The sequence below is a fragment of the Roseateles oligotrophus genome, assembly GCF_014204525.1.
GTDB lineage: Bacteria > Pseudomonadota > Gammaproteobacteria > Burkholderiales > Burkholderiaceae_C > Paucibacter_A > Paucibacter_A oligotrophus_A.
On record NZ_JACHLP010000014.1, the window covers coordinates 13001 to 37273 of the forward strand.

The window sequence follows — 24273 nt, forward strand, 5'->3', positions numbered from 1 at the left end:
GTTTTTAGCTGCGGCCGGGTGCCGCAGCGTGCTCCCCTCATTCCCATCCTCCGGCGCATTGCGTCTCCTGTCGGCTGTTGCCGACAGGGTCGGCCTGCGCCCTCAGACCAAGGTAAATCATGAAACTGCGTTCTATCGCCATCGCCGCCGCCGCCCTGGTTGCCTCTTCCGCTTTTGCCGCCCCCATTAATGTCGATGCCCCGGGCACCGTGCGCATCTATATGAGCGGTGCTTCCGCCGTGCGCGCCGCCCTGGGCAGCGTGGTGCTGAATGATGTCTGCGGCGGCCTCGCCAACAATTCGGCCACCATTTACAACGCCACCTATGACGCCGCCGGTGGCTTCAAGACCGTGGGCAATTTCTGGGCCGTCACTTGCAAGCTGCCCGCCGCCAAGCTGGGCCTGGCTGCAGGCACCGATGTCGCTTTCTTCAAGAGCGACGCGGGCGGTTCTGCCCAGGGCGTGTTCCCGGTCTACTTCGGCACCGCTCGCCCCTTCGCCGAAGTCACAGCCTGCACGACCGGCTCTGGCCAGGTCTTCGGCAGCTGCCCCGGTACCCGCATGGCTGTGCCAAGCTTGGGTATGTCTGACGTCGAACCCGCGATGTTCAAGGGAAGCAATGTACCGACTGATCCTTTGGACGCCGCCGATGACAATTACCCTCTCGATGGCCTGAGCCCGGCGCAAATTGCTGCTTTGAAGGTGACGCCCGTCATCCAGACCGTGTTTGGCGTCGCCGTCAACACCAATCTGTACAACGATATGTTCGCCAAGCAAGGCCTGAGCGCTGTCAAGGACAACGCCGGCGGCGCATGCACTACCTCTTCGAGCGATGAACAGTGCATCCCCTCCATCGGCAAGGCGCAGGCACGTACCTTCTTTGCTGGTCAGGCCAACAATTGGACCTTGGTCTCCGGCAATGCCGCCTTGGTCGACTCGCAGGTCAATATCTGCCGCCGCGTCAATGGTTCGGGCACGCAAGCCGCCGCCAATCTGATGTTTGGTGACCTGCCCTGTGGTTCCGCCCCCCAGCCGTCTGCAATTTGGGATGTGTCCACCTCCGCAGCGCCCGACGATATGTCCTCGTCGGCCAGCACCACCGCAGGCGGTTTGAGTATTGCAAACTACTTGGTGGCCAATATGGGTGGTGCCGCTACAGGCCCCATGCCCAGCGGCAGCTTGTTCGTGTTTGAAGGCCCGGGCACCGGCGATGTGGTCAGCTGCATGAACCAAGCCCAGAAGTCGGGCGGCTATGCCATCGGCCATATCTCCAAGGAAAACGCCCCAGGCTCCAATAGCTGGAAGCATGTGCGCTTGGAAGGTGCCGTCGCCAATGGCACGAACGCCAAACAAGGCCGTTACGACTATCTGTTTGAGTCCACCATCCAGTACAACAAGAGTGCTTTTGCTGCTCTGACGGCGAACCAGCGCGCTTTCATCACCGGCTTCACCGCCGAGGTCGCCAAGCCTTCTGCCTTGGCGACTCTGTCTGCCGCCAACCAAGCCGGTGTTCTGGCCCTGCCCACCAGCTATGCAGGCGCTTTCGGCACCGGCACGGCCGCTGAGATCGCTTTCGGTTCACGTGTGAACCGTGGTGGCAATAGCTGCCAACCTCTGACCGCTGCCAAGTAAGGCCTGCATGCAAGGCCATGCCCCGAGATGAGGCATGGCCTTGCTCCGAGGAGGCTTGGTGCCTCCTTCTTCTTCATTGGGGATCGATATGCGCGACTCATTCCATGCACCCGTTTCGGCGTTCTCTCAGGGCCACCGCTTGCATCCGAAATCTGCCCGGGGCTTGGGTCAGCTGCTATTGCTGGTCGCGCTGATGGGCATAGGCCAGGCTCAGGCGACCATTTCTTCTGGGATAAGCAACCCGACTGGCCCCAATGCGACGTTCTACAAGGGGAACGGAGAATTGGTGTTCGTGGCTTCGGATCCGGTGAACCAGGTGTCTTACACCTTGGATCTGGGTCTGGACATGAATGCCTTTTTTATCTCCGCCCAGCAGGAAACTTTCACCCAGCTCTTTATTCCGATTGCCGATGCGCAATGGGCGGCGTTCCTGCCTCAAATCAACGCGGGAGATCTCCGTTGGACCGTGTTCGCTTCCCAGGCCAGTGGAAGCACTCAGGCAGGTTTGAATCGGATCTTCACAACGGTTCAGCAAGGCGACGAAGCCAATATCGCCAGCCTGACCAATCAAAAACTTAGTTGGGGGAATTCGAGCGCCACGGTGAAAGTCTTTATTGACGCAGTCAACGTCACAGGCACGCATGGCGGTTCAACCAACCTCCCTTTGAACGGCAGCAGCGTCAACGTCAAAGCCGACAAGCCCGCCGCCTATTTCGGTAGCAATAGTGCGCCTTGGAACGACACGATGAATGGCAACGCGCCATTCAGCATGAGCAACAAGCTCGGAGACTCGTCCTGGTTCTACTATCTGACGCGCTCCGGCATTGATCAATTGGGCACCATCCTCGTCGACGAATTCGACAATATGGGCCACGACGGCTACTGGGGCTTCACCAAGGTGGCCGACGACGCCAACTCGCCCTACAAGGGCCAGTATCTGCTCAGCTACACCCTGGAAGCCAGCGGCCCGAGGGCGACGACGGCGGCCGGGCAGATGCGCATGAATCTGACCGATTACACGGCCGGCTTTGCGGCCAAGGCCTTCAGCTCGACGCAGATCGAGTTCGCCGGCTACCGGCCGGGCAGCCTGGTGCTGGTCGGGATGGCGACACCCTTGGCGGCTGTGCCAGAACCGGCCAGCTGGGGCTTGATGGGCCTGGGTCTGTTGGCCTTGGCCGGGCGGGCGCGGCGACGCGCTGCGCAGGCCTGAGTAGCGCTCGAAGCAGCGGCTCCTAACGCTTGAGAGGACCGGCATCGTCCGGTCCTTTTGTCTTTTTGTCCTTTTGTCTTTTTCTTTGCGCGCTCGCCGCTGCCAGGCAGCCCCCTGAGCCGAACGGCTCATGCCGCCCCGCGGCTTTTCATCGCCGCTTCACCGCGCTTTTTGATACTCCTCGCATGAAATTTATTGCCTCAACAGGGCCCAGCCTGCCTGCGGCCGGCCGCGGCCTTGCCGCGCAAAAGCGGCGGGCATCGTGCGTCCGCAAGCCAGCGCTTGTTGCGAGCGCCGTGCTGGCGCTGGCCCCACTGTTCCTGCCGCTTGCTGTGCGGGCGCAATCCCAATCTTCGCCCCAGCAGGTCGAGGCACCGCGCTTTGCCATTCTCGAATTCGAGGTCGAGGGCAATACCGTCTTGAGCGTCGCCCAGGTCGAGCAGGTCTTGCTGCCCTTTTTGGGCGAAGACCGGCAGATGGCCGATGTGGAGGCGGCCCGCGAGGCGCTGGAGAAGCGCTACCAGCAGGCCGGCTTTCTGAGCGTGTTTGTTGACATCCCGGAACAGCGCGTCGACGCCGGCCTGCTGCGCCTGCGGGTGACCGAGGGCCGGGTCGAGCGCCTGCGCGTCACCGGCTCGCGCTATTACGACCAGGGCGTGATCCGCGAGCGGGTGGCCGAGCTGGCGCCGGGCCGGGTGCCGGACTTCAACGAAGCCGCAAGGCAGATCGCCGAGCTCTCGCGCGAGGAGCGGCGCGTCCAGCAATTGCTGCGTCCGGGCTCGACGCCCGGCACGGTGGAGGTGGAGCTGCGGGTGAACGACCAGCTGCCGCTGGCCGCCCAGTTTGAGCTCAACAACCGCCATGCCGCCGACACCGAAGCCCTGCGGGCCTCGGCCCTGCTGCGCTACGACAACCTCTGGCAGCGCGACCACAGCCTCTCGCTGAGCCTGATCACGGCGCCGCGCCAGACGCGCCAGTCCACCGTGCTGGTGGCCAATTACCTGCTGCCTTTGTCCGGCAAGGACAGCCTGCTCGCCAGCGCCGTGCTGTCCAACAGCCATGTGGAGCCGCTGGGCGCGGGCACGGTGATAGGCCAGGGCAAGACCCTGGGCCTGCGCTGGATGCGCACGCTGGCCAGCCCGGGCGCTAAGCTGGAGTCCTTGCACAGCTTCAACGCCGGCTTTGATTTCAAGGACGTCAAGGAACGGCAGCTGAGCAGCGGCAATGGCAGCGGCTCGGAGTTGTCCACCCCCTTGCGCTATCTGCCTTGGCAGCTGAGCTATGCCGGCAACTGGTTTGCCGGCCGGGCCCAGAGCAGCCTGACGAGCGGCCTCACCTTCGGCTGGCGCAACTGGCTGCAGCGCGATGTCAGCTGCCCCGGCAATCTGGGCGCCGTGGACCAGTTCCAGTGCAAGCGCGACGGCGCCGACGGCAGCTTCGCCTACTGGCGGGCCGAGCTGCGCGACGGCCGGCCCCTGGCCGATTTCGGCCTGCCCAAGTCCTGGCCGGGCAGCCTCAATAGCCGCCTGGCCTGGCAGTTAGCCACTCAACCCCTGGTCTCGGGCGAGCAGTACGCCTTGGGCGGGGCCGACACGGTGCGTGGTTATCTGGAGGCCGAGGCCTCGGGCGACAACGCCGTGCTGGCCTCGCTGGAATGGCGCAGCGGCAATCTACTCGGCGCGGCCGAAGCAAGCCCTGCGGAGGCGGGCAAGAGCCCGCCCTTCTGGCGCGAGCTGGCCTTGCTGGCTTACGCCGATGCCGGCCGCAGCCAGACCCTGCAGCCCATGCCCGAGCAGACCGAGCATGTCTGGCTGGGCGGCGCGGGCCTGGGCCTGCGTCTGCGCGCCGGCCGCGGTTTGAGCGCCGAGTTCGACCTGGCCTGGCCGCTCAAGTCCACCCGCACAAGCCCCAAGTACGAGCCTCGTTTGCACTTCCGATTGAGCGCCCAGCTCTGAGAACCATCATGCCCGCCACCGTCTCAAGCCCTCGCCATTCCTCCCCTAGTCCCAGGGCGCTCGCGCCGCTGATGATGGCCTTGGTGGCGATCTGGCCCCTGCAGTCGCTGGCGCAGGCGGGCCTGCGTTCCGTGCCCGCGCCGAATGTGAATGCCTTGCCGGCAGGCATGCGGCTCATCAGCGGTGGGGCCAGCCAGAGCACGACGGGCCAGAACATGGTCATAGACCAGAGCACGGCGCGCGCCATCTACCAGTGGCAGAGCTTCAATATCGGCGCCAATAGCAGCGTCGAATACCGCATGCCCAGCGCCGGTAGCGCGGCCTTGAACCGGGTGGACAAGGGTGCGGCGCCCAGCGCCATCTTCGGCACGCTCAAGTCCAGCGTGCCCAACCCGGCCTTTGTGGCGGGCGGCAGCCAGCCCGAGCGCATCGCCGGCGGCGATGTGTTCCTGCTCAATGGCAACGGCATCTTGTTTGGCCCTAACGCGCAGGTCAATGTGGGCGCGCTGATCGCTTCCACCCTGAATGTGGATAACGACGATTTTCTGGCCGGCCTGACCAAATCCATCTACTCCCTGAACCCTTCCTTCCGCCGCGATGCGGAGGTGCTGGGCGTGCCCGAGTTGGGCAAGGGCTTTGTGGCCGTGCAAAAAGGCGCCACGATCACGACGGCCGGCGGCGGCCGGGTGTTCCTGTTTGCCGAGGAGGTGAGCAATGCCGGCCGCATCGAGACCCCGGGCGGCCAGACCGTCCTGGCCGCGGGTGAGCAGGTGTTTTTGCAAACGCCCACGGCCGAGAAGATCTATGCCTCGGAGATCAATAAAGACATGCCGGCGCTGCGCGGCCTGCTGGTCGAGGTGGGCAGCGGCGCCGGCCAGGTGGATCAGCTGGGCGAGATCATCAGCCAGCGCGGCAACACCACCCTGGTGGGCATGGCCGTCAACCAGCTGGGCCGCATCAGTGCCAGCACCAGCGTGAGCGAGAACGGTTCGGTGTTTTTGTTGGCTCGTGGTCAGACCGCGGCCACGCAAAGTGGCGTCAACATCATCAAGCGCGCCAGCACGGGCGGTGTGCTGACTTTGGGCTCGCAGAGCAGCCTCACGATCGCGCCGGACGCGGATACGCGGGCGGCCACCTCCACCGGTGATCAGTTCACCGCCTCGCGGATTGAGATGAGTGCGCACAGCATTCAGTTGCAAGGCCGCGATGAGAACGGGCCGGGCGCCCAGATCAAGGCTCCGGCCGCGCAGGTACGCCTGCGGGCCGAGCAAAAGCCGGACTACGGTTTTCTTGACGCACAAGGCTTTGCTTTCGCCCCTCAAAAATTGACTGCAGCTGATCGCCCTTTTGATCCGGGCGCTGTACTGGCCGTGGGCGCCGGTGTGCTTATTGATCTGTCGGGTAGCACCGAGACCCAGGTCTCGGCCGCGCGAAATTTCGTCACCACCGAACTCTTGGGCGGCAATGATTTGAAGGACGCGCCCTTGCAGAAGGACGGGCCGCTGTACCGCGCCAAGGTCACGGCCGATGTGCGCCAGGCCTCGCCCATCCTGGGCGATCTGAGCAGCTACCGCAGCGGCATTGGCAAGACCGCCACCGAGCGCATGGCTCAGGGCGGTACCCTGCTGCTGGAGAGCACGGGCTTGGTGGCCACGCAAGCGGGCTCGCAGCTCGCGGTCGCTGGCGGCCAGGTGGCGTTCACCGACGCCATCGTGCGCCCCAGCCTGTTGACCGCGGCCGATGGCGGCCAGTTCAGCCTCAATAACGCGCCGGTCGAGCAGCGCTACCAGGGCTTGAGTGATGCCACGTACGGGCTCTACGGCCGCTGGGGCAAGGTCACAGCCTTCCGGGCCAGCAGCCCGGGCACCCTGGCGCCCGGCTACGTCGAGGGCAAGGCCGCCGGCAGCGTGCGGGTGCTGGCCCAGCAGGCCGTACTGGACGGCGAGATGCGCGCGGGCACGGTGGCGGGCAGCCGGCAGCTGGCGGGCCAGGACGCCTTGGCCGCCGCGGGCAGCTTCCAGCTGGGCCAGACCAATGCCGATGCCACCGGGGTGGACAGCCGCATCGTGCTGCGCGCCCAGACCACGCCGGTGGACGCCGCCTTCTGGGCCCAGCCCCTGCTGACGCCGGCCGCGCCCTTGCGCGAGGGCCGCAGCGAAATCAGCAGCAGCCTCTTGCAAGCCGCTGGATTTGGCCGCATCGCCCTGGCCTCGGATCAAGGCATACGCAGCGAAGCCGGCGCTCGTCTGGAGCTGGCCGAGCGCAGCAGCGTGCAGCTGTTCTCGCGCAGCCAGGACGGCATTCTGCTGGGTGCCGACATCGTCAGCGCCGGCGGCAGCCTGAGCGCGCAGACGGTGGAAAACAGCGAACACGGCACGGTGGCGGGCGATATTCGCCTGGCCCCCGGCCAGCGCCTGGATCTGGCGGGGCGCTTGCTCAACCAGGAGCGCGACGGCCTGCTGACGGCCCGCAATGCCGCCACGGCCAGCGCGGCCGGCGGCAGCGTGAGCCTGCGCTCCGGCGCCGGCCTGCTGCTGGGTCAGGGCTCGGTGCTGGATGTGTCGGGCGGCGCCACGGTCAAGTCCAATGGCGCGGTGCAGGCGGGCAACGCCGGCAGCATCACGCTGCAAAGCAGCCTCTTGCAGGGCCAGGCCCAGGCCTTCGAGCTGGGCGGCAGCCTGCTGGCCCATGGCCTGGACAAGGGCGGCTCCCTGAGCTTGCGCGCGGCCAGCGTGGCGCTGGGCGGCCCAGTCCTGGCGCCTGCCGTAGGCGCCCTGCAGCTGGGCAGCGAGTTCTTCTCGCAAGGGGGGTTCGAGCGCCTTGATGTGGACGGCATGCTGTCCCTCGGCGTGGCCGGCGATATGCGCTTGCAGCCGCAGCTGCAGCAGCGCCAGCTGAACAGCCAGGCCCTGCGTGCGGCGGCTACCGGCAGCCGGCTGGAGGGGCTGGGCGGCTTGCAGACCTTGAGTGATCAGGCCTTGCGCCGGCCCGTGCAGCTGACGCTACAGTCCAGCGGCAACGCGGCCGCGGTCGACAGCGGCCTGCTGACGGTGGCCGAGGGCGCGCAAATCCAGCTGGACCCGAGCGCCAGCCTGAATCTGCGCGCCGCGCGCAGCCTGCAGATGCAGGGCGAGCTGAAGGCCGCGGGTGGCACGGTGAACCTGCTTGCTAGCGGCAGCGTCGGCGGGACCGGCACGCAGGACGGCCTGCTGCTGGGGCCGCGCGCCCGGATCGATGTGTCCGGCCAGGCCTTGCTGACGCCCAATGCCGAGGGCAGCGTACGCGGCCGGGTGCTGGACGGCGGCACGGTGAATCTGACGGCTGCCAGCCTGCAGCTGGATGCACAGGCCCTCATCCTGGCCCATGGCAGCCAGGCCAGGCTGGACGGCCCGGCCACCGGCGCCTTGTTCCCGGAAGGCCGGCAGACCGTGGCCAGCGCGGCCGGCCAGCTGAACCTCAGCATCGATGTGGCGGGCCAGCAGGGCAGCCTTTTGGCCAGCCGTTTTGAGGCCGCCGCGGGAGGCGCCGGCCAGGCCGATGGCCGCCTGAGCGTGCAGATGTTCAAGGACCCCGGCAATAGCAGCAACCCTGCGCATCGTCTGCTGCTGGCGGATGCCCAGGCGCTGCCGGCCTCCGGCAGCGCCGGTGTGAAGACGGTGCAGTTGGCGCAAAGCCTGCTTGGCGCACCGGGCAGCCTGGCCGATATCAGCCTGGGCTCGCTGGACAGCGTCGTGTTGGCTGGCGATATCAATCTGGCGGCCTCGCGCCGCTTGGTGCTGGACACGCCTTTGTTGCAACTGGCCGCAGCGAAGGATCAGCCGCTTGCCAAGCAGCAGCTGAGTGCTGCCACCGTGCTGCTGGGCAATCTGAGCGCTGTGTCCAAGGCCGGCAGCGAGGCTCAGGAGGGGCAATCAAAACTAACCGTCAAAGCTAGCGGGCAAAGCCTGGACTTGACCGGCTCAATCCAGATCGCCGGCGCGCAAAGCGTGAACCTGGTGAGCCAGGGCGATTTGCGCCTGAACGGCGTGCTCTCGGCCGACGGCAGCAATTTCGGTGCCTTGCGCAGCGAGGCCGATCTGACGCTGCAGGCGGCGCAGGTCTACGGCAGCACGGCCAGCCGCTTCACGGTGGACGTGGGCGCGCATCGGCTGAGCATCGCGCGTGCGCCGGGCCAGGCCACGGATGCCGCCCCGCCCGGCGCCCCTTTGTCGGCCGGCGCAGCATTGAGCTTCAAGGCGCAGGACATCGTTCAGCAAGGCGTCTTGCGCGCCCCCTTGGGCCAGCTGAATCTGCAAGCCGCGGGCAAGATCACGCTGGCACCGGGTAGCCTCACTTCGGTGTCGGGCGCGGGCCTGCTCGTGCCCTACGGCAGCACGGTGGGCGGCAGCGACTGGTATTACGGCACGCAAGCCAATGCCGTCAAGGCGCTGCCGAGCAAGGAGATCAATCTCAGCGCCGCCGAACTGACGCTGGCCAGGAGCGGTGATCTGCGTGCTCAGCTGGATCTGTCGGGTGGGGGCGGCTTGCAGGCGCAGGAATTCGTGGCCGGGCCGGGGGGCTCGCAAGACGTGTTTGCGGGCGCGGCCCAGGGCGCTTTCGCCATCGTGCCGGGCGCGCCCCTGCTGGCGCCGCTGGACGCACACATCGCCGCTCAGAAAGACGCGACGGGCGCAACAGCGGCGGTTCAGCCCGGCCGCCTGCTGCTGCTGACGCGCGATCTGCAGTTCGGCGATCAGCTGTTGAAGGCCGGGCAATATGCCGTTCTACCTGCGCGTTATGCCACACTGCCGGGTGGCTTCCTCGTCAGCCCCGCGCCCAATGCTGGTCTGCTGAGGGCCGACACGGCCTTGGCCCAGCCCAATGGCGCCGTCGTCGCCGGCGCAAGATTCGCCAGCGCGGGCACCGAGTTGCTGGATGCCCGCCCCAGTGCGCTAACTTTCACGCCGAGCAGCATCGCGCGCAAATCCTCCGAGATACGGACGAGCTTGGCCGACAGCTATTTCGCCGCCAAGTCCGCGCGCGACGGCCTGGCCACACCGGCCCTGGCCGTGGACGCGGCTGCGCTCAATCTGGCCGCCGGCCGCATGCTGCTGCAGGGGCAGATGTCGTTTGCCCACGCCGACAAGGCGGCCGGTGGCGAGCTCAATATCGCCAGCGCAAATATCGCGGTCTCCGACCAGGCGGCGCTGCATCCCGGCGCCTTGCTGCTGTCGGCGGCCGATCTGTCGGCCACCGGGGCGGGCAGCATCTTGCTGGGCGGTACGCGAGGCCTGGACGCCCAGGGCCGGCGCGTCGCGCAGACCCTGGCGCAGACCCTGGTGGTGGATGCCGGCCCAACGCTGGCCGCGCCGGATTTGATTCTGCTGGCCCAGCAGTCGCTGGAGATTGCCGATGCCGCGCGCCTGAGCAGCGAGGCCGCGCCTGCCGCGAGCCCGGCAGACAGCAAGCTGCTGCTCAGCGGCGATGGCGCCTCGCTGCGCCTCTCGGCCCATGCCGCGGGCCTGGAGCGCAGGGGCGTGCCCGCGGCGCCCCAAGCCAGCCTGAAGGTCGGCGCCGGCGCGCAGCTGCTGACGGGCAAGACCGGCAGCCTGAACCTGGAGGCCACGGCCCACACCCGGGTGGACGATAGCGCCAGCCTGCAAGCCGGCAGCCTGTCCCTGGGGGCCGGGCGCTTGGTGATCGGCAATTCCGCGGCCGCGGACACGGCCGCGCCCGATGCCTTGCGCATCAGCGGCGCCCAGGTCGAGCGCCTGGGCCAGGGCGGCCGGCTGCAGCTGCGCAGCTATGGCGAGATGCGGCTGGAGGATGGCCTGGTGCTGGGCGGCGCCGGCCTGCAATCCCTGGTCCTGGATGCGGGCGGCCTGAGCCTCGGCAGCACCGGCGCCGGCGGTGTCCACATCAGTGCCCAGCAATTGCAGCTGCAGAACAGCAGCGGCGGCACGCTCGGCAGCGGCCCGGCGGCCGGCGGGCCCGGCACGCAGCTGGAGCTGCAAGCCCTGGGGGGTGATTTGGGCCTGGGCCCCGGCCAGCTGCAGGTGCAGGGGGCTGCGCAAGTGCGATTGCTGGCGCAGCGCGACATCGTGCTGAGCGGCGAGGGCGGCCTGAGCACGCCGGGTGATCTGCTGCTCAGCGCCCAGCGCCTGATCGGCAGCGATGCGGCCCAGCAAAAGCTTGTCGCCGGTGGCTTGCTGCGGGTGGAGCGGAGTGGCGCGGGAACCCCGTCCAGCAGCCCGCCAGCACCGGCCGGCGCAGCGGTGGGCTTGACGCTCTCGGGCGGGCAGATCCAGCAAGCGGGCCAGATCGTGCTGCCCTCCGGTCAGCTGAATCTGCAGGCCAGGCAGGGCCTGCGCTTCGAGGCGGGTTCGCTGAGCTCGGTGCAGGGCTTGGCCCGCAGCATCGACGGGCAGCTTGTTGCCAGCCCTGGCGGCAAGCTCAGCGCGCTCAGCAGCGAGGGCGATGTGCAGCTGCAGCCCGGGGCGCAGCTGAATGCCTCGGGCGCCGACAAGGCCGCAGGCGGCACGCTCTCGCTGTCCGCGGCCCAGGGCCAGCTCGATCTGCAAGGCCTTGCGAAGGGCCAGGTGCGTGGAGCCAGCCTGCTGCTGGACAGCCGCCAGCCGCTGGATCTGGCCGTGCTGGCGCAGGGGCTGGAGGAGGGCCAGTTCGCGCAACTGATTTCGCTGCGCAATCGCGCGGGCGACCAGCGCTTGGCCGAGGGCGTGACACTGCGCTCCGCCCAGCTGGCCCTGGTGGCCGATGCTGGGCGCCTGGACATTCAAGGCCAGTTGCTGGCGCAAGCGCCGCGTGGCGCCTTGATCAGCCTGGCCAGCGGCGGCGATCTGAGCCTGCTGCCGGGTGCCGTGCTCAGCGCCGGCAATAGCGCGGCCGGCGAGCAGGGCGGGCAAATCCGCCTGATGAGCAGCAGCGGTGTGCTGCGCCTGCAAGCGGGCGCCAGCGTGAGCGCGCCCGGCGGCGTGGGGGCTGCGGCCGGCAGCCTGCTGCTGCGTGCCCAGCGCCAGGGCGTCAGCGCTGCCATGCCGGGAGGCAGCGGTGTGGCGGTCGAGACCTTGCGCTCCGACCTGAGCGCCGTCGCCAGCGTGCGCGTGGAGGCTGTGCGGCTGTACGAAGGGGTGGAGCTGATCAGCGAGACGGGGACGCTGGCGCCCACACTCATGCCCACCGTGGCGCCGACTCAGCCGCCAACGCTGAGCCCCACGGTATTGCCGACGCTCAGCCCGACCGCAAAGCCCACCTTGCCCCCGACGAGCTCGCCCACCGTCTCGCCGGGCAACGGCTCGACGACGCCCGGCGTGACGCCGCCCGCCCCGCCGACGGGGCCGGGCACGGGGCCGACCGTCGCGCCCACGGTCGTGCCCACCGTTGCGCCCACCACCAGCCCCACGCTGGCGCCGACCGTGGTGCCCACGGTCGCACCGACGCTTACTCCTACCCTTGCGCCGACGACCACGCCCACCGTGCAACCCACCGTGGCTCCGACGCTGCCCCCGACCACCTCGCCCACCGTCTCGCCCGGCAATGGCTCGACGACGCCCGGCGTGACGCCGCCGGCGCCCCCCAGCGGGCCTGGCACCCTTCCGACCCTGAGCCCCACGGCCAGCCCGACGGTAGCGCCGACCGCAGCGCCTACCGCTGCTCCCACGGCCTCGCCGACCGCAGCGCCTACCGCTGCTCCCACGGCCTCGCCGACCGCAGCGCCTACCGCCGCTCCCACGGCCGCGCCGACCGCAGCGCCTACCGCCGCTCCCACGGCTGCGCCGACCGCAGCACCTACCGCTGCTCCCACGGCCGCGCCGACCGCAGCACCTACCGCTGCTCCCACGGCTGCGCCGACTGCAGCACCGACCGCTGCTCCCACGGCTGCGCCGACCGCAGCGCCTACCGCTGCTCCCACGGCCGCGCCGACCGCAGCGCCTACCGCTGCTCCCACGGCCGCGCCGACTGCAGCACCGACCGCAGCACCGACCGCCGCTCCCACGGCCGCACCGACTTCGGCGCCCACGGTCTCGCCGGGTAATGGCCCGAGCACGCCGGGCCATCTGCCACCGGCACCGCCGTCCGGCCCACCCACCGCCGCGCCGACCGCCGCGCCCCTTGCTTCGCCGGGCAATGGTCCGACGACGCCCGGCGTCTTGCCATCCACGCCGCCGCAAAAGCCCTTGCTGAGCGCGCCGGCGCCACTAGAAAGCAGCGGCCCCGGCATGGCCCCCGCCCGCTTGATCGCGGCCTTGCCCCTGGCCGTGGTGTCGCCGGGCAATGGCAGCAGCACGATAGACAAAAAACCTCCCGCACCGCCCACCGGCCCCGCGGCTGCGCCGACCGTGGCGCCAACGGCCAATCCGACGCTATCGCCTACCGTGCTGCCGACGGCGGCTCCCAGCCCCGCTCCGACGCCTGCACCTACGCCCGCCCCGACGCCCGCACCCACGGTGATCCCCCGTGCCCCGGTGCTCAAGCCCTCGACGGTGGCGGCGGACAATAGCGCCTTCGTCGGTGCCGACGCGACCCATACCCATGCCCTGGCCCTGAGCCTGGCCAATGGCGATGCAGCCTTGTTGCAGAAGCTGGCGGTGGCGCCCGGGGTGGAGATCCGCTCCAGCAAGAGTCTGAGCCTGGGCAGCGAGTGGAATCTGCTGCCAGCTACTGGCCCCCGCGTTGGCGAAGCGATCACCCTCACGCTGCGGGCCGCCGATCAGCTGATTCTGGGCAATAGCATTTCGGACGGCTTTGCCGCCGCGCCCAGCGCCAGCGACAAGCGCGCCATCGCGGCCAACGGCCTGGCCATGGCCGGCACGGCCGCCTCCTTCCGCTTCATCGGCGGGGCCGATCTGGCGGCGGCCGATCCGCTGGCCGTGCAGGCCGGCAGCATGGCCGGCGTGACGGTGGGGCGTGCCGCCAGCATGGCCGGCGGGACGCCGCCGATTGTGTTCATCCGCACGACGACCGGCGATATCGCCCTGGCCGCGGCGGGCGACATCAATCTGGGTGTGGCCGTGGGCGGCACGCCGGAGCAGCCGCGCAACAGCCAGGTGCGCATCTACACCACCGGCACGGCCGTGGCCGCGGCCCATACCCCGGGCCTGGACAGGCTGGGCATTCGTAGCGCCGACCAGCTGATCCGCAATGGCACGGCCGCGCTCGGCCCCTTCTTCGAGAACGCCGGCGACATCTCGCTGCAGGCGGGCAATGATGTGCGGGCCCTGCCTGCGGCCATTTACAACGGCAGTGCCAATGCCAGCAGCGTGCAGTATGTGACGGACTGGTGGTACCGCCAGGCCAATGTCAACCAGGCCGATCAGGGCCTGGCTCTGTGGTCGCGCTATGACTTGTTTGCCCAGGGCATTGCCTCGTTTGGCGGTGGCAATGTGGCCGTGCTTGCGGGCCGTGACGTGGTCGATGTGGACGCATCGACACCCGCCAGCGGCTATGCCGTCCAGGCCAGCGGCAAGCCCGGTGATGAGGCTTACCAAGCGCCGCAACAGCGCTGGTGGAGCGGCGGCAGCCTGCAGGTGCAGGCGGGCCGCGATGTGGTCGGCGGCTTGTTCAATGCCGGCGGTGCGCAGGCCAGCCTGAGCGCGGCGGAGCAGATCCGGGCCGCCCGCAGCGGCGAGGCTCAGGCCCTGAGCTACCCTGGCCCCCAGCTTTTCTACATGAACACGGCCTGGACGGTGGATGCCGGGCGCGGCCTGGCCCTGGGCAGCCTGACGAACCCGGCCAGCATGGCCGGGGCCAAGCAGGGCACGGAGTCGTCCGCCCGGGTCGACACCATTTTTGGCCTGGCGCCCAATGCCAGTGCGAGCATCGTGGCCAGCAGCGGCGATCTGAGCCTGATGGGCGAGCGGCCTCCCGCCGCGATCTCGGCGGCGGCGCCGGGAGCCTCGGCCGAGGTCCTGCCCGACCAATTATTGCTGGCCGCCCTGGCCGGCAATGTACGGGCCGGCAATCTGCGCCAGCAGCCGGTGGGCGATGCCGACCTGGCCGTGCTGGCCGCGCAGAACCTGAGCCTCACTTCCTTTGGGGTGACGGCGGCCGCCAAGGCCGAGGGCCATTGGCCTCGCCCGCTCAGTTCCGCCGAGGTCGCCAACACCTTTGATGTATTCGGCGGCCTGTGGAATCGCACGGCGGACGGCCTGGACGCCAGCGAGCGCTCCGCCCTTCATCTGGTGGCGGCGGCTGGGGATCTGCAGCTGAAGGGCTCGTCCTTCAGCGCGCGGCCGCTGCGCATGCGGGCCGGGCGCGATCTGAGCTCGGTCGATGCGATCCAGCTGCAGCACAGCGCGGCCGCTGAGCTGTCGCTGCTGGAGGCAGGGCGGGACCTCACGCTGGGCGCGCAAGGTCTGCGCATCGGCGGGCCTGGCGATCTGCTCCTGAGCGCCGGCCGTGATGTGGACATGAAGCGCGGCACCGGCCTGCTGAGCGTGGGCAATACCGACAACAAGCTCTTGCTGCCCAGCGGCGGTGCCAGCCTAGGCCTGCTGGCCGGCGTGCAGTTGCAGGACACGCAGGCGGCCGTGGCGCGCCAGTTCCAGCTGCGGGGCGCGGGCCTGGAGAACTTCCCGGCCCAGCTGGCGGTGCAATTGGCCGCCCTGGCCCAGGACGGCCGCTTGCTGGACGCCGGCGCGGCCGAGACGGCGGCCAAGGCTTTTGCGGCCCTGCCGCTGGCCGACCAGCGCGAGCGGGTCAGGGCCTTGGTGGGGGACGCGCTGCTGAACTCGGCCAGTGAGAGCTATCTGCAAAAAAACCTGGCCCTGGCCGAGGCCAGCAGCCAGGCCATGGGCGATGCGCTGGCGTCCGGCCGTCTGGTGAACAGCCAGCTCAATGCGGGCGACACGGCGCTGGCGGGCAGCCAGTTCGTGGCCGGCCAGGCCTTGCCGAGCAAGGAGTCCGTCCGGGCGGCCCTGCGGGAGGCGCTGCAGGCGCAGGCCCTGGGCGCGGCCCTGGCCGCCCGGGCCGACAGCCTGAGTCCCGCGCAGCGCGAGGCACTGCTGCTGGCCGTCTCGCCCTACACCTCGGCCTTGACGCAGTTCGTCAGGCAGCAGCAGGGGCTGGCTGCCACGCAAGCCCTGGGCGCGGCCGAGGCCGCAAAAGCCTTTGAAGGCTTCAGCCCGGCCCAGCAAACGCTCTTCCTGAGCCAGGTGCTGGTGAGCGAGCTGCGCACGGCGGGCCGCGCCGCTCTGGCCGGCCAGAGGGAGGCCTATCTGCGCGGCTACCAGGCCCTGGACGCCTTGTTCCCGGCCGGGCCGAACAAGCCTCGCCCCGACGGCAACATCCTGCTCTCCAACAGCCAGGTCAAGACGGCCCAGGGCGGCAGCATCCGCTTTGTCGCCCCCGGCGGCACGCTCAATGTGGGCGATCTCTCCGGCGGCACGGATGCCCGCAAGGCCTCCGATTTGGGGCTGGTGACGGTGGCCGGTGGCGATATCAGCGCCGCCGTGCGCATGAGCGTGGAGGTCAATCAGTCGCGCATCTTCACGCTGGCGCGCGGCGATGTGATGCTGTGGGCCAGCCTCGGCAATCTGGATGCCGGCCGCGGTGCCAAGACCGTGGTGGGCGCGCCGCCGCCGGTCTATTTCATCGACGAGCATGGCCAGTTCAAGGTCGACACCTCGGGCAGCTTCAGCGGCAGCGGTATCGCGGTGCTGGATGCCGGCAGCAATCTGGATCTGTACGCGCCGCTGGGCGAGATCAATGCGGGCGACGCCGGCATCAAGACCGCCGGCAATGCCTTCTTCGGTGCCACCCGTCTGGTGGGCGCCGACAACCTGCAGGTGGGCGGCAAGAGCGGCGGCCTGGCTGTGCAAGCCGATGCCAGCGCCGCCGTCAGCGCCTTGCCCCTGACGCCCACCGCCACCGCCGCCGGCCTGCGCGAGCAAAAGAGCACGGACGAGGACGAGGAGCGCCGCAAGCGCAAGCCGCGGCGCCATCTGTTCCTGGACTTCCTGGGCTTCGGCCAGGGCGATTGAGCCTCTCCACCTCTAGCTCCTCAAGCCACAAGATTCACTTCTTTTCAAAATCATGAGAAAAAAACTACTGGCCCTGCTGTCTTTTGTACTTCTCTCACCGGCGGCCCATGCCTGGTGGAATGCCGACTGGAGCGAGCGCGCCCGCGTCACGCTCAACACCACGGCCCAGGGCCAGGCCACGCAGGAGGCGGTCAGCAATGTGGCGGTGGCCGTGCGCCTGCACTCCGGCAATTTCGACTTTGCCGCGGCCAAGCCGGACGGCTCCGATCTACGCGTGCTGGCGGCCGACGACAAGACGCCGCTGAAGTTCAGCGTCGAGCGTTTTGACGGCGTCAATGAGCTGGCCCTGCTGTGGGTGCAAGTGCCGCAAGTGCTGCCGGGCAGCGACAAGAACGCCTTCTACGTCTACGCCGGCAATGCCAAGGCGCCGGCCGAGGCGGCCGACGCGGCCCAGGGCTTCGACGCGGCCACGCTGGCCGCCTTCCACTTTAGCGACAAGGCCGGGCAGGGCGCCGACCACCTGGGCGCGTTGAAGGCGCAGCAGCCGCTGCAGACCGAGGCCAATGGCCTGCTGGCCGGCAGCGCCAAGCTGGACGGTCGGCCCATCGTCTATGCCTTGAGCGACAAGGCCATCGTCGATGCCGGCAACCAGCTCAGCCTCGGCCTGTGGGTCAAGCTGAACGAGGTGGGCCGCGCCGGCCTGCTGCAATGGGGCGGGCTGAGCCTGGCCGTCAAGGAGGGCAAGCTGACGCTCAAAACCGAGGGCAGGCCCGAGCTGAGCGGGGGCAGCGTGGCGCCTGCGCAATGGACCCATCTGGCCCTGCGCCTGGGCTCGGGCAAGGCCACGCTATTTGTCGGCGGCCAGCAGGTGGCGCAGGCCGATCTGGCCACGCCGGTGCTGGGCAATACGCTCAAGCTGGGCGAGGGCGCCCTGGGCTTGGCGGATGAGCTGCAAATTTCCAGCAGCCTGCGCAGCGCCGATTGGTTGGCGGTGGCGGCCGCGGCCCAGGGCCCCGAGGGCAGGCTGCTGAGTAGCCAGCGCGAGGAGCAGGGCAGCGCCGAGGGCAGCGGCGAGAGCCATGGCCATATGGCCATCCTGGTGAAGAACCTGACGACGGACGCCTGGGTGGTCATCATCATTCTGGGCATTATGTTTGTGATCGCCGCCTGGGTCACCGTCGCCAAGGCCTTGCTGGTCTCGCGCGCCGACCGCGGCAACCGCAGCTTCCTCAAGCGCTTCCGTGCCGCGCAGGGCGATCTGCTCAAGCTGGGCGAGGACAAGAGCCATGGCGCCTCGCCGCTGTTCCGCCTCTACAAGGCCGGCGTGCTGGAGCTGGGCAAGCGGCGCATCGGCCATGAGGGTGGCCCGCTGCTCAGCGGCCCCTCGATGAATGCGGTGAAGGCCTCGGTCGATGCCGACTTCGTGCGCGAGAACGCCCAGCTCAACTCGAATATGGTGCTGCTCACCATCGCCATCTCGGGCGGCCCCTTCCTCGGCCTGCTGGGCACGGTGGTCGGCGTGATGATCACCTTTGCCGCGATTGCCGAGGCCGGCGACGTCAACGTCAATGCCATCGCACCCGGCATCGCCTCGGCCCTGCTGGCCACGGTGGCGGGCCTGGCCGTGGCCATCCCCTCGCTGTTTGCCTACAACTATCTGGCGGCCAAGATCAAGAACGTGGCCTCGGATATGCAGATCTTCATCGACGAGTTCATCACCCGCGTGGCCGAAACCCACGGCGCGCCGTGATGCGTCAAGCCGGAGGCTGCCGCCATGTCTGCTGAAATCAAAACCGAGTTGGCGCCGTTTGACGACATCAACGTCACGCCCATGCTGGACCTGGCCTATGTGTTGCTGGTGGTTTTCATCATCCTCACCACGGCCTCGGTGCAGGGCGTCAAGGTGCGGTCTCCTGTCACACAAGCGGCCAACAATCTGGCCAAGCCGCAGACGCGCGCCATCACCATCACCGCCGACGGTGCCGTCTACCTGGATGCTTATCCGGTCAGCATGGAGCAGCTGTCCAGCAGCCTGGCTCAGCACAAGGCCGCCAACCCCGCCCTGCCCGTGGTGCTGAAGGCCGATGCCGCGGCCCAGTACGAGAAGGTCATGCAGGTGCTGGAGGTGGCCAAGCGGCTGAACATCAGCGAGATCGGCCTGGTGAGCAAGCGCGCCGTGGCCGATTAGGCGGAACACATCATGCAAATTTCCAACGAAGCCAAACCCTACGACACCATCAACGTCACGCCCATGCTGGACCTGGCCTATGTGCTCCTGGTGGTGTTCATCCTGATGACCACGGCCTCGGTGCAGGGCCTGAACATCAGCATGCCCAAACCCAGCAACAAGCCCAGCACGGAGAAGCACGAGTTGAAGATCGTGCAGGTGCTGGCCGACGGTGGCGTGCTGCTCAACGGTGTGGGCCTCAGCTTTGCCGAGCTGGAGCAGCAGCTGCAGCGCGCGCGGGCGGCGGATGCGCAGATGTCGGTGGCCATCAAGGGCGACGCGCGCAGCCAGTACCAGCATGTGGTGGCCGTGGTCGATCTGTGCAACAAGCTGCAAGTGAATATGGGCCTGGTGACGGCCAGGATAGGGACCTGAGGCGATGACTGGATTGGCTGAAGATCATCTGGACGACTCGCCGCTGCGGGTCTGGGCGCTGCGTGCTGCGCTGGCCCTGGCCTTGATCGCCCTGCTGCTGGCTGGGGCCTGGGCGCTCAAGAACATCAAGGGGGGCGAGGGGCCCAAGCGCCAGGTCGCCAAGATCAGCATCCTGCCCGATCAGCCGCCTCCGCCGCCGCCGCCACCCAAGGAGGAGAAAAAACCCGAGCCGCCCAAGGACGAGCCCAAGCAGCAGATGCGCGAGGAGCCGCTCAAGCAGGCCGAGGCGCCCAAGCCCGCCAACGAGCCCATCAAGATGGAGGGTGCGGCCGGCGATGGCCCCAGCGCCTTTGCCGGCGGCAATGTCAGCAAGGAGTACAGCGGCGGCAGCGTCGTGACCGGCGCGGCCCAGAGTGGCGGCAGCGGCGCCGACCGGGCGCAGGAACGCTTCTTCGCCAACTCGGCCAAGCAGATGCTGCGCGACGCGATCGAACGCCATCTGAAAAGCGAGTCCACCCAGGCCACGGCGGAGTTCAAGCTCTGGGTGGCGCGCGACGGCGGCATCAGCCGCTTCGAGCTGGCCTCCAGCGGCGACATGCGCCTGGACGCGCAGCTGAACAGCGCGCTGGACGAAACCGCCCTGGCCCTCAAGCTGCCACCGCCGCCGCCGGGCATGGCCCAGCCGATGAAGTTCAGGCTGCAGCTGCGGCCGCTGGGCTGAGGCCGAGCCGGGCTCAAAAAACAATCTTTTCAAAATCGAGTGTTTCCATGCGATTCCCCAACACAAGACGACGTCCCCTGCTGCTCTGCCTGGCCCTGGCCGCGGCCCTGAGTTCGGCGCCCGCCCGGGCCGATGACAAGCAGGCCCTGGAGCAGCTGCGCGCCACCACCCTGGCCTTGATCGACGCCCTGGTCGGCCAGGGCTTGCTGACGCGCGAGCGGGCAGATGCCTTGCTCAAGCAAGCGGCGCAGCAGGCGGCGCCGGCCGTCGCCGCGCCCGCGCCCGGCGGCTGGGGTGCGCCCCTGGCCGGCGCCGCGGCGGCGGCGACCGCCAAGGCGCCGGGCCAGGTGATCCGCGTGCCCTATGTCAGCGAGACCCTGCGCCAGCAGCTGCGCGAGGAGATCCGCAACGAGGTCTTGACCGTCGCCCGCGAGGAGCGCTGGGCCGACCCGCGCGCCCTGCCGGAATGGGTGCGCGGCATCGCCCTGGAGGGCGATGTGCGGGTGCGCTGGCAAAGCGAGCGCTATGCCCAGCCCAGCTATGCCCTGGACGACAAGGGCCAGCCCCTGGGCGTGCCCTGCCTGAATGTGGGCGGCAATCTGCCGGCCGAGTGCTACCGGGTGCAGCGCGACTCGCCGGCCTGGGCGCCCGACCTGGTCAATACGACGAACGACCGTGATCGACTGACCCTGCGTGCCCGTCTCGGTATCAATGCCAAGGTGTCCGACGATGTCTCGGCCGGCCTGCGCCTGAGCACGGGCACGAGCAGCGGCCCCAGCTCGGCCTCGCAGACCTTGGGCAATTACTTCAACAAGTCCAGCCTGGTGCTGGACCGTGCCTATATCCGCTGGGAGCCGCGCTACAACCTGCGCCTGCTGGCCGGGCGCATGGCCAACCCCTTCCAGGGCGGCGATCTGCTCTGGCCCGAGGACCTGGGCTTTGATGGCCTGGCCCTGCAGGGCGATCTGAATGTGGGCAGCGGCAACTTTGCCTTCGCCACGGCCGGCGCCTTCCCGCTGGAAGAATTCAACACCGACAAGCGCGATAAATGGCTTTACGGCTTCCAAGCCGGCCTGGACATGAGCCTGGGGAACAACACCCAGTTGCGCGCGGCCCTGGGTTCCTTCCGCTTCCAGAATATGGAGGGCGTGCGCGCCACCGAGCTGCCGCTGAGCGCCAGCAATCCGCGCGCCGCCACGCAAAGCTATCTGAGCTCGCAATACGCCCTGGCCGGGCGGCAAAAAGGCAATACCTTGATCAATCTCTGCCCACTCAGCAGCGAGAACAACAAGGACGCCGCCGCACCCTGCACCAATGGCGGACCGGTCTGGGGCCTGGCCTCCAAATTCATGCCCCTGAGTTTCAGCGCCGGCCTCCTCTTCAAGCAGTTTGATCCGGTCGAGGTGGGCATCAACTTCGACTGGGTGCGCAATAGCGGTTTCGATCTGGCCGACATCCGTGCCCGTGCCCGCAGCAGCGCCGTGGACGGCCTGGCCGAGAAGACCAGCGGCGCGCAGCTGCGCCTCAATATCGGCATGCCAAAGCTGGCCAATGCCGGCGACTGGACGGCTTTCGCCGCCCTGCGCCGTTTCGAGCGCGATGCCTGGCTGGACGCCTTCACCGACACCAGCTGGCACTTGGGCGGCACCAACTACCAGGGCTGGCAGATCGGCGGGCAATACGCCTTTGACCGCCGCAGCACCCTGGGCCTGCGCCTGACCAGCACCCGTAATCTGGACGACGGCGTGCGCCTGCCGCTGGACCCCAGCAACCCCAGCCTGCTGACCGGCAATCTGTCCAGCGCGACCTTGAAGATCGATGTGCTGCAGATCGATCTCAACACCCGTTTCTGAGCAGCAAGGAAGTCGAGCCATGCAAATCCGTGCCTGTTTCACCATCGCCGGCCTGCTGTGCGCCGGCCTGCTCTCAAGCGCCCAGGCCCAGGGCGAGGGCAACAAGCCTGCCAGCCGTGAGCGCGAACAGCTGCGCCGCGTGCAGCAGGCCTTGCAGGCCGAGCAGGCCAAGGTGCAGGGCCTGGAGGCCGAGAAAACCCAGCTGCTGCAGGACAAGGCCAGGTTGGACGAACAGGGCCAGCGCCTGCGCCAGGGCAGCCAGGCCCAGCTCAAGCGCCAGCAAGAGCAGGCGCAATCCGAGTTGACGCGTCTGCGCGAAGCCCTGGCCGCCGCGAGCGCCGAGCGTGCGCAGATCGAGGCTCAGGCGGTCGAGCGTGAACAGCATTGGCAGACGCAGGCCCTGGCTAGCCGTGCCGCGCTGACCGAGTTGAAGCTCAGCAACACCAGCCTCGCCGCCCTGCTGCAGGGCCGGACCGAGGCCCTGAACGGTGCCGAGCAGCGCAATAGCGAGTTGCACAAGTTGGCCCTGCAGGCCCTGGACCGCTGGCTCAACAAGAGCGGCGCCGAGGTGGCCCTGCAGCAGGAGCCCCTGCTGGGGCTGGGCCGGGTGCGCATGGAGGAGAGCGCCGAGCAGCTGCGCCTGCGCATCGACGCCCAGCGCCTGCCGCTGAACGCGGCTGCGGGTGGCGGCGCTCAGTAGCCGAAGCGGGCCTTGAAGGCCTCGGGCCAGAGCTGGCGGCCGGGGTAGTCGATGCCGCTGAACTGGGCGTAGTCCTGCAGGCTGCGCGCCTGGCCCAGGCCGTAGACGCCCAGGTCGGCGCCCTCCCACAGCAGCGCGCGCAGGCGCGTGTTGGCGGCCTCGCTGAGCGCTTGCGAGCGGGTCAGGCGCTGCGCATCCAGCTCGGGCGACCAGTGCATGGGCCGGCCCGAACCCTCGGGCCCGACGTAGAGGTGGTAGAGCGGCACGGCGGGGATGTGCAGAATGTCCCAGCCGCGCGTCCAGGCCCGCAAGGCCAGGGATTGCTCCTCGCCATGGAAGTACAGAAAAGGGTCGTAGGGCAGGGCGCCGACGATCTCGCCCGGTGCGAACAGGCAGCCGGCGGCGATGTGCAGGCCGTACACCGGCTGCGCGCTGAATACCGGCACCGCTTCGAAGAACAGCACCGGGTGATCGGGGGCAAAGCCCGTGCCGCCCAGGACCACATGGGCCAGCACCTGCGGGCTCACCAGCTGAGGCACGGCCTTGCCCTCTTGCAAGATGAAGGGATTGGGGTAGGCGGTGATCAGGCAGCGCGGGTTCAGGCTTTGGCAGGCATGGCCCCAGCGCACCAGCTGTTCGTCCCAGCCGGGTTCAAACAAGGTGTGGGAATCGATCTGCAGAAACCAGCGTTCGCCTTGATACAGCGTCATCGCCAAGGCTCGGGCCCAGCAGGGGCCGCGCGCCTGCAAGGGGTGGAGTTGTGCCAGCCGCAGACGTTCGCCCCAGGCCGGCTGCGCGGGGATGCAGTGCTCGGGGAACTGCTGTTCAACCAGGCCTACGAAGACGCGCTCGGGATGGGCTGCCTGCTTGAGCGCGCTGTCGAGGGTGAAGCCCAGCATGGGGTCGCAAAACGAGGCGATGCTGAGGAAGATGCGGTTCTCGGCGGGCGAGCTTTGGGCGCTGTGCTTGTGCATCGCCGCATTCTGAGCAGCGGCGATGACAGCGTCTTGACCTCAGGACATGGGGCGGCCCAAAAGCAAAAAGACCCAGCCCAAAGCCAAGCTTGGGATGGGCGGCCGCGGCGCCGGACCAGCGAATCCGGCGCCGCGGCTTTAAGTCAGGCGGGCCGGCTGGGTAGCCGGCCCGCTGTATTTTTTCTTGGAACTTATTGCTTGGCGGGCGCCTTGTCGGCCATCTTGCTCACCGGAGCTTCGGCTTTGTCGGCCGCTTTTGCGCTGCCGTGCTTGGCATGCTTGGCGGGGTGCTTCTTGCCTTCATGCTTGGCGGAGGCGGCCTTCTCGGCCATGGGGGCGGCGGGTGCCGCGGTGGCTGCCGGGGCCGTCGCCGCGGTGCCGGTGGCTGCCGGGGTGGCGGGCTTGGCGGCGCCGGTGGCAGCATTGACGGCCTGGGTGGCACTGTTGGTGGCTGCCGTGGTTGCCGCCGTGGTTGCCGCTGTGGTGGCAGCCGTGGCGGTGCTCTTGGCCGTTTCGGTTGCCGCGGCCTTGACGGTTGCGGCCGGGGCGGCGGTGGTGGCGGCGGCGGGCGTCTGTGCCATGGCCAGGCCGGTGCCCAGGGCAAACAGAGCGGGGATCAGAGCGGTCTTCAGTGCTTTCATCAGGTTCT

12 protein-coding genes are annotated in these 24273 nt (G+C 68.5%); 10 read left to right on the plus strand and 2 right to left on the minus strand.

Annotation, left to right across the window (positions count from 1 at the left end):
• Positions 1–119 precede the first annotated feature (119 nt).
• The 10 genes from HNP55_RS23005 to HNP55_RS23050 all read left to right on the plus strand — a co-directional run bounded on the left by HNP55_RS23005 (position 120) and on the right by HNP55_RS23050 (position 22650).
• Positions 120–1631, plus strand: coding sequence for a hypothetical protein (locus tag HNP55_RS23005; RefSeq protein ID WP_184304614.1), 1512 nt, complete (start codon positions 120–122; stop codon positions 1629–1631).
• Positions 1632–1719: 88 nt separating this feature from the next.
• The gene (locus HNP55_RS23010; protein ID WP_184304616.1) at positions 1720–2841 is read left to right on the plus strand and encodes a PEP-CTERM sorting domain-containing protein; all 1122 of its coding nucleotides are present in this window, start codon (positions 1720–1722) and stop codon (positions 2839–2841) included.
• A 332-nt stretch (positions 2842–3173) separates the two neighbouring features.
• Positions 3174–4796, plus strand: a complete 1623-nt coding sequence (locus tag HNP55_RS23015) for a POTRA domain-containing protein (protein WP_184304618.1) — start codon at positions 3174–3176, stop codon at positions 4794–4796.
• 8 nt (positions 4797–4804) lie between these two features.
• Complete coding sequence (locus HNP55_RS23020) at positions 4805–16774, plus strand: filamentous haemagglutinin family protein (RefSeq protein WP_184304620.1); 11970 nt, start codon at positions 4805–4807, stop codon at positions 16772–16774.
• Positions 16775–16826: 52 nt separating this feature from the next.
• Entirely contained in the window at positions 16827–18524 is a 1698-nt protein-coding gene (locus HNP55_RS23025; protein WP_184304622.1) for a DUF2341 domain-containing protein, read from the plus strand.
• Positions 18525–18548: 24 nt separating this feature from the next.
• Entirely contained in the window at positions 18549–18962 is a 414-nt protein-coding gene (locus tag HNP55_RS23030; RefSeq protein ID WP_184304624.1) for an ExbD/TolR family protein, read from the plus strand.
• 12 nt (positions 18963–18974) lie between these two features.
• Entirely contained in the window at positions 18975–19376 is a 402-nt protein-coding gene (locus HNP55_RS23035; RefSeq protein ID WP_184304626.1) for an ExbD/TolR family protein, read from the plus strand.
• A gap of 4 nt (positions 19377–19380) precedes the next feature.
• Entirely contained in the window at positions 19381–20097 is a 717-nt protein-coding gene (locus HNP55_RS23040; protein WP_184304628.1) for a TonB C-terminal domain-containing protein, read from the plus strand.
• Positions 20098–20144: 47 nt separating this feature from the next.
• Complete coding sequence (locus tag HNP55_RS23045) at positions 20145–21950, plus strand: putative porin (RefSeq protein WP_184304630.1); 1806 nt, start codon at positions 20145–20147, stop codon at positions 21948–21950.
• 19 nt (positions 21951–21969) lie between these two features.
• Positions 21970–22650 (plus strand): hypothetical protein, encoded by a 681-nt coding sequence (locus HNP55_RS23050; protein ID WP_184304632.1) that lies wholly within the window; start codon positions 21970–21972, stop codon positions 22648–22650.
• Here the strand turns inward: HNP55_RS23050 and HNP55_RS23055 are convergent.
• Both HNP55_RS23055 and HNP55_RS23060 read right to left on the minus strand, forming a co-directional pair.
• The gene (locus tag HNP55_RS23055; protein ID WP_184304634.1) at positions 22644–23624 is read right to left on the minus strand and encodes a GlcNAc-transferase family protein; all 981 of its coding nucleotides are present in this window, start codon (positions 23622–23624) and stop codon (positions 22644–22646) included. The two genes, HNP55_RS23050 and HNP55_RS23055, sit on opposite strands and share 7 nt — an antisense overlap.
• Before the next feature lie 191 nt (positions 23625–23815).
• The gene (locus tag HNP55_RS23060) at positions 23816–24265 is read right to left on the minus strand and encodes a hypothetical protein (protein ID WP_184304635.1); all 450 of its coding nucleotides are present in this window, start codon (positions 24263–24265) and stop codon (positions 23816–23818) included.
• Positions 24266–24273: the final 8 nt, after the last annotated feature.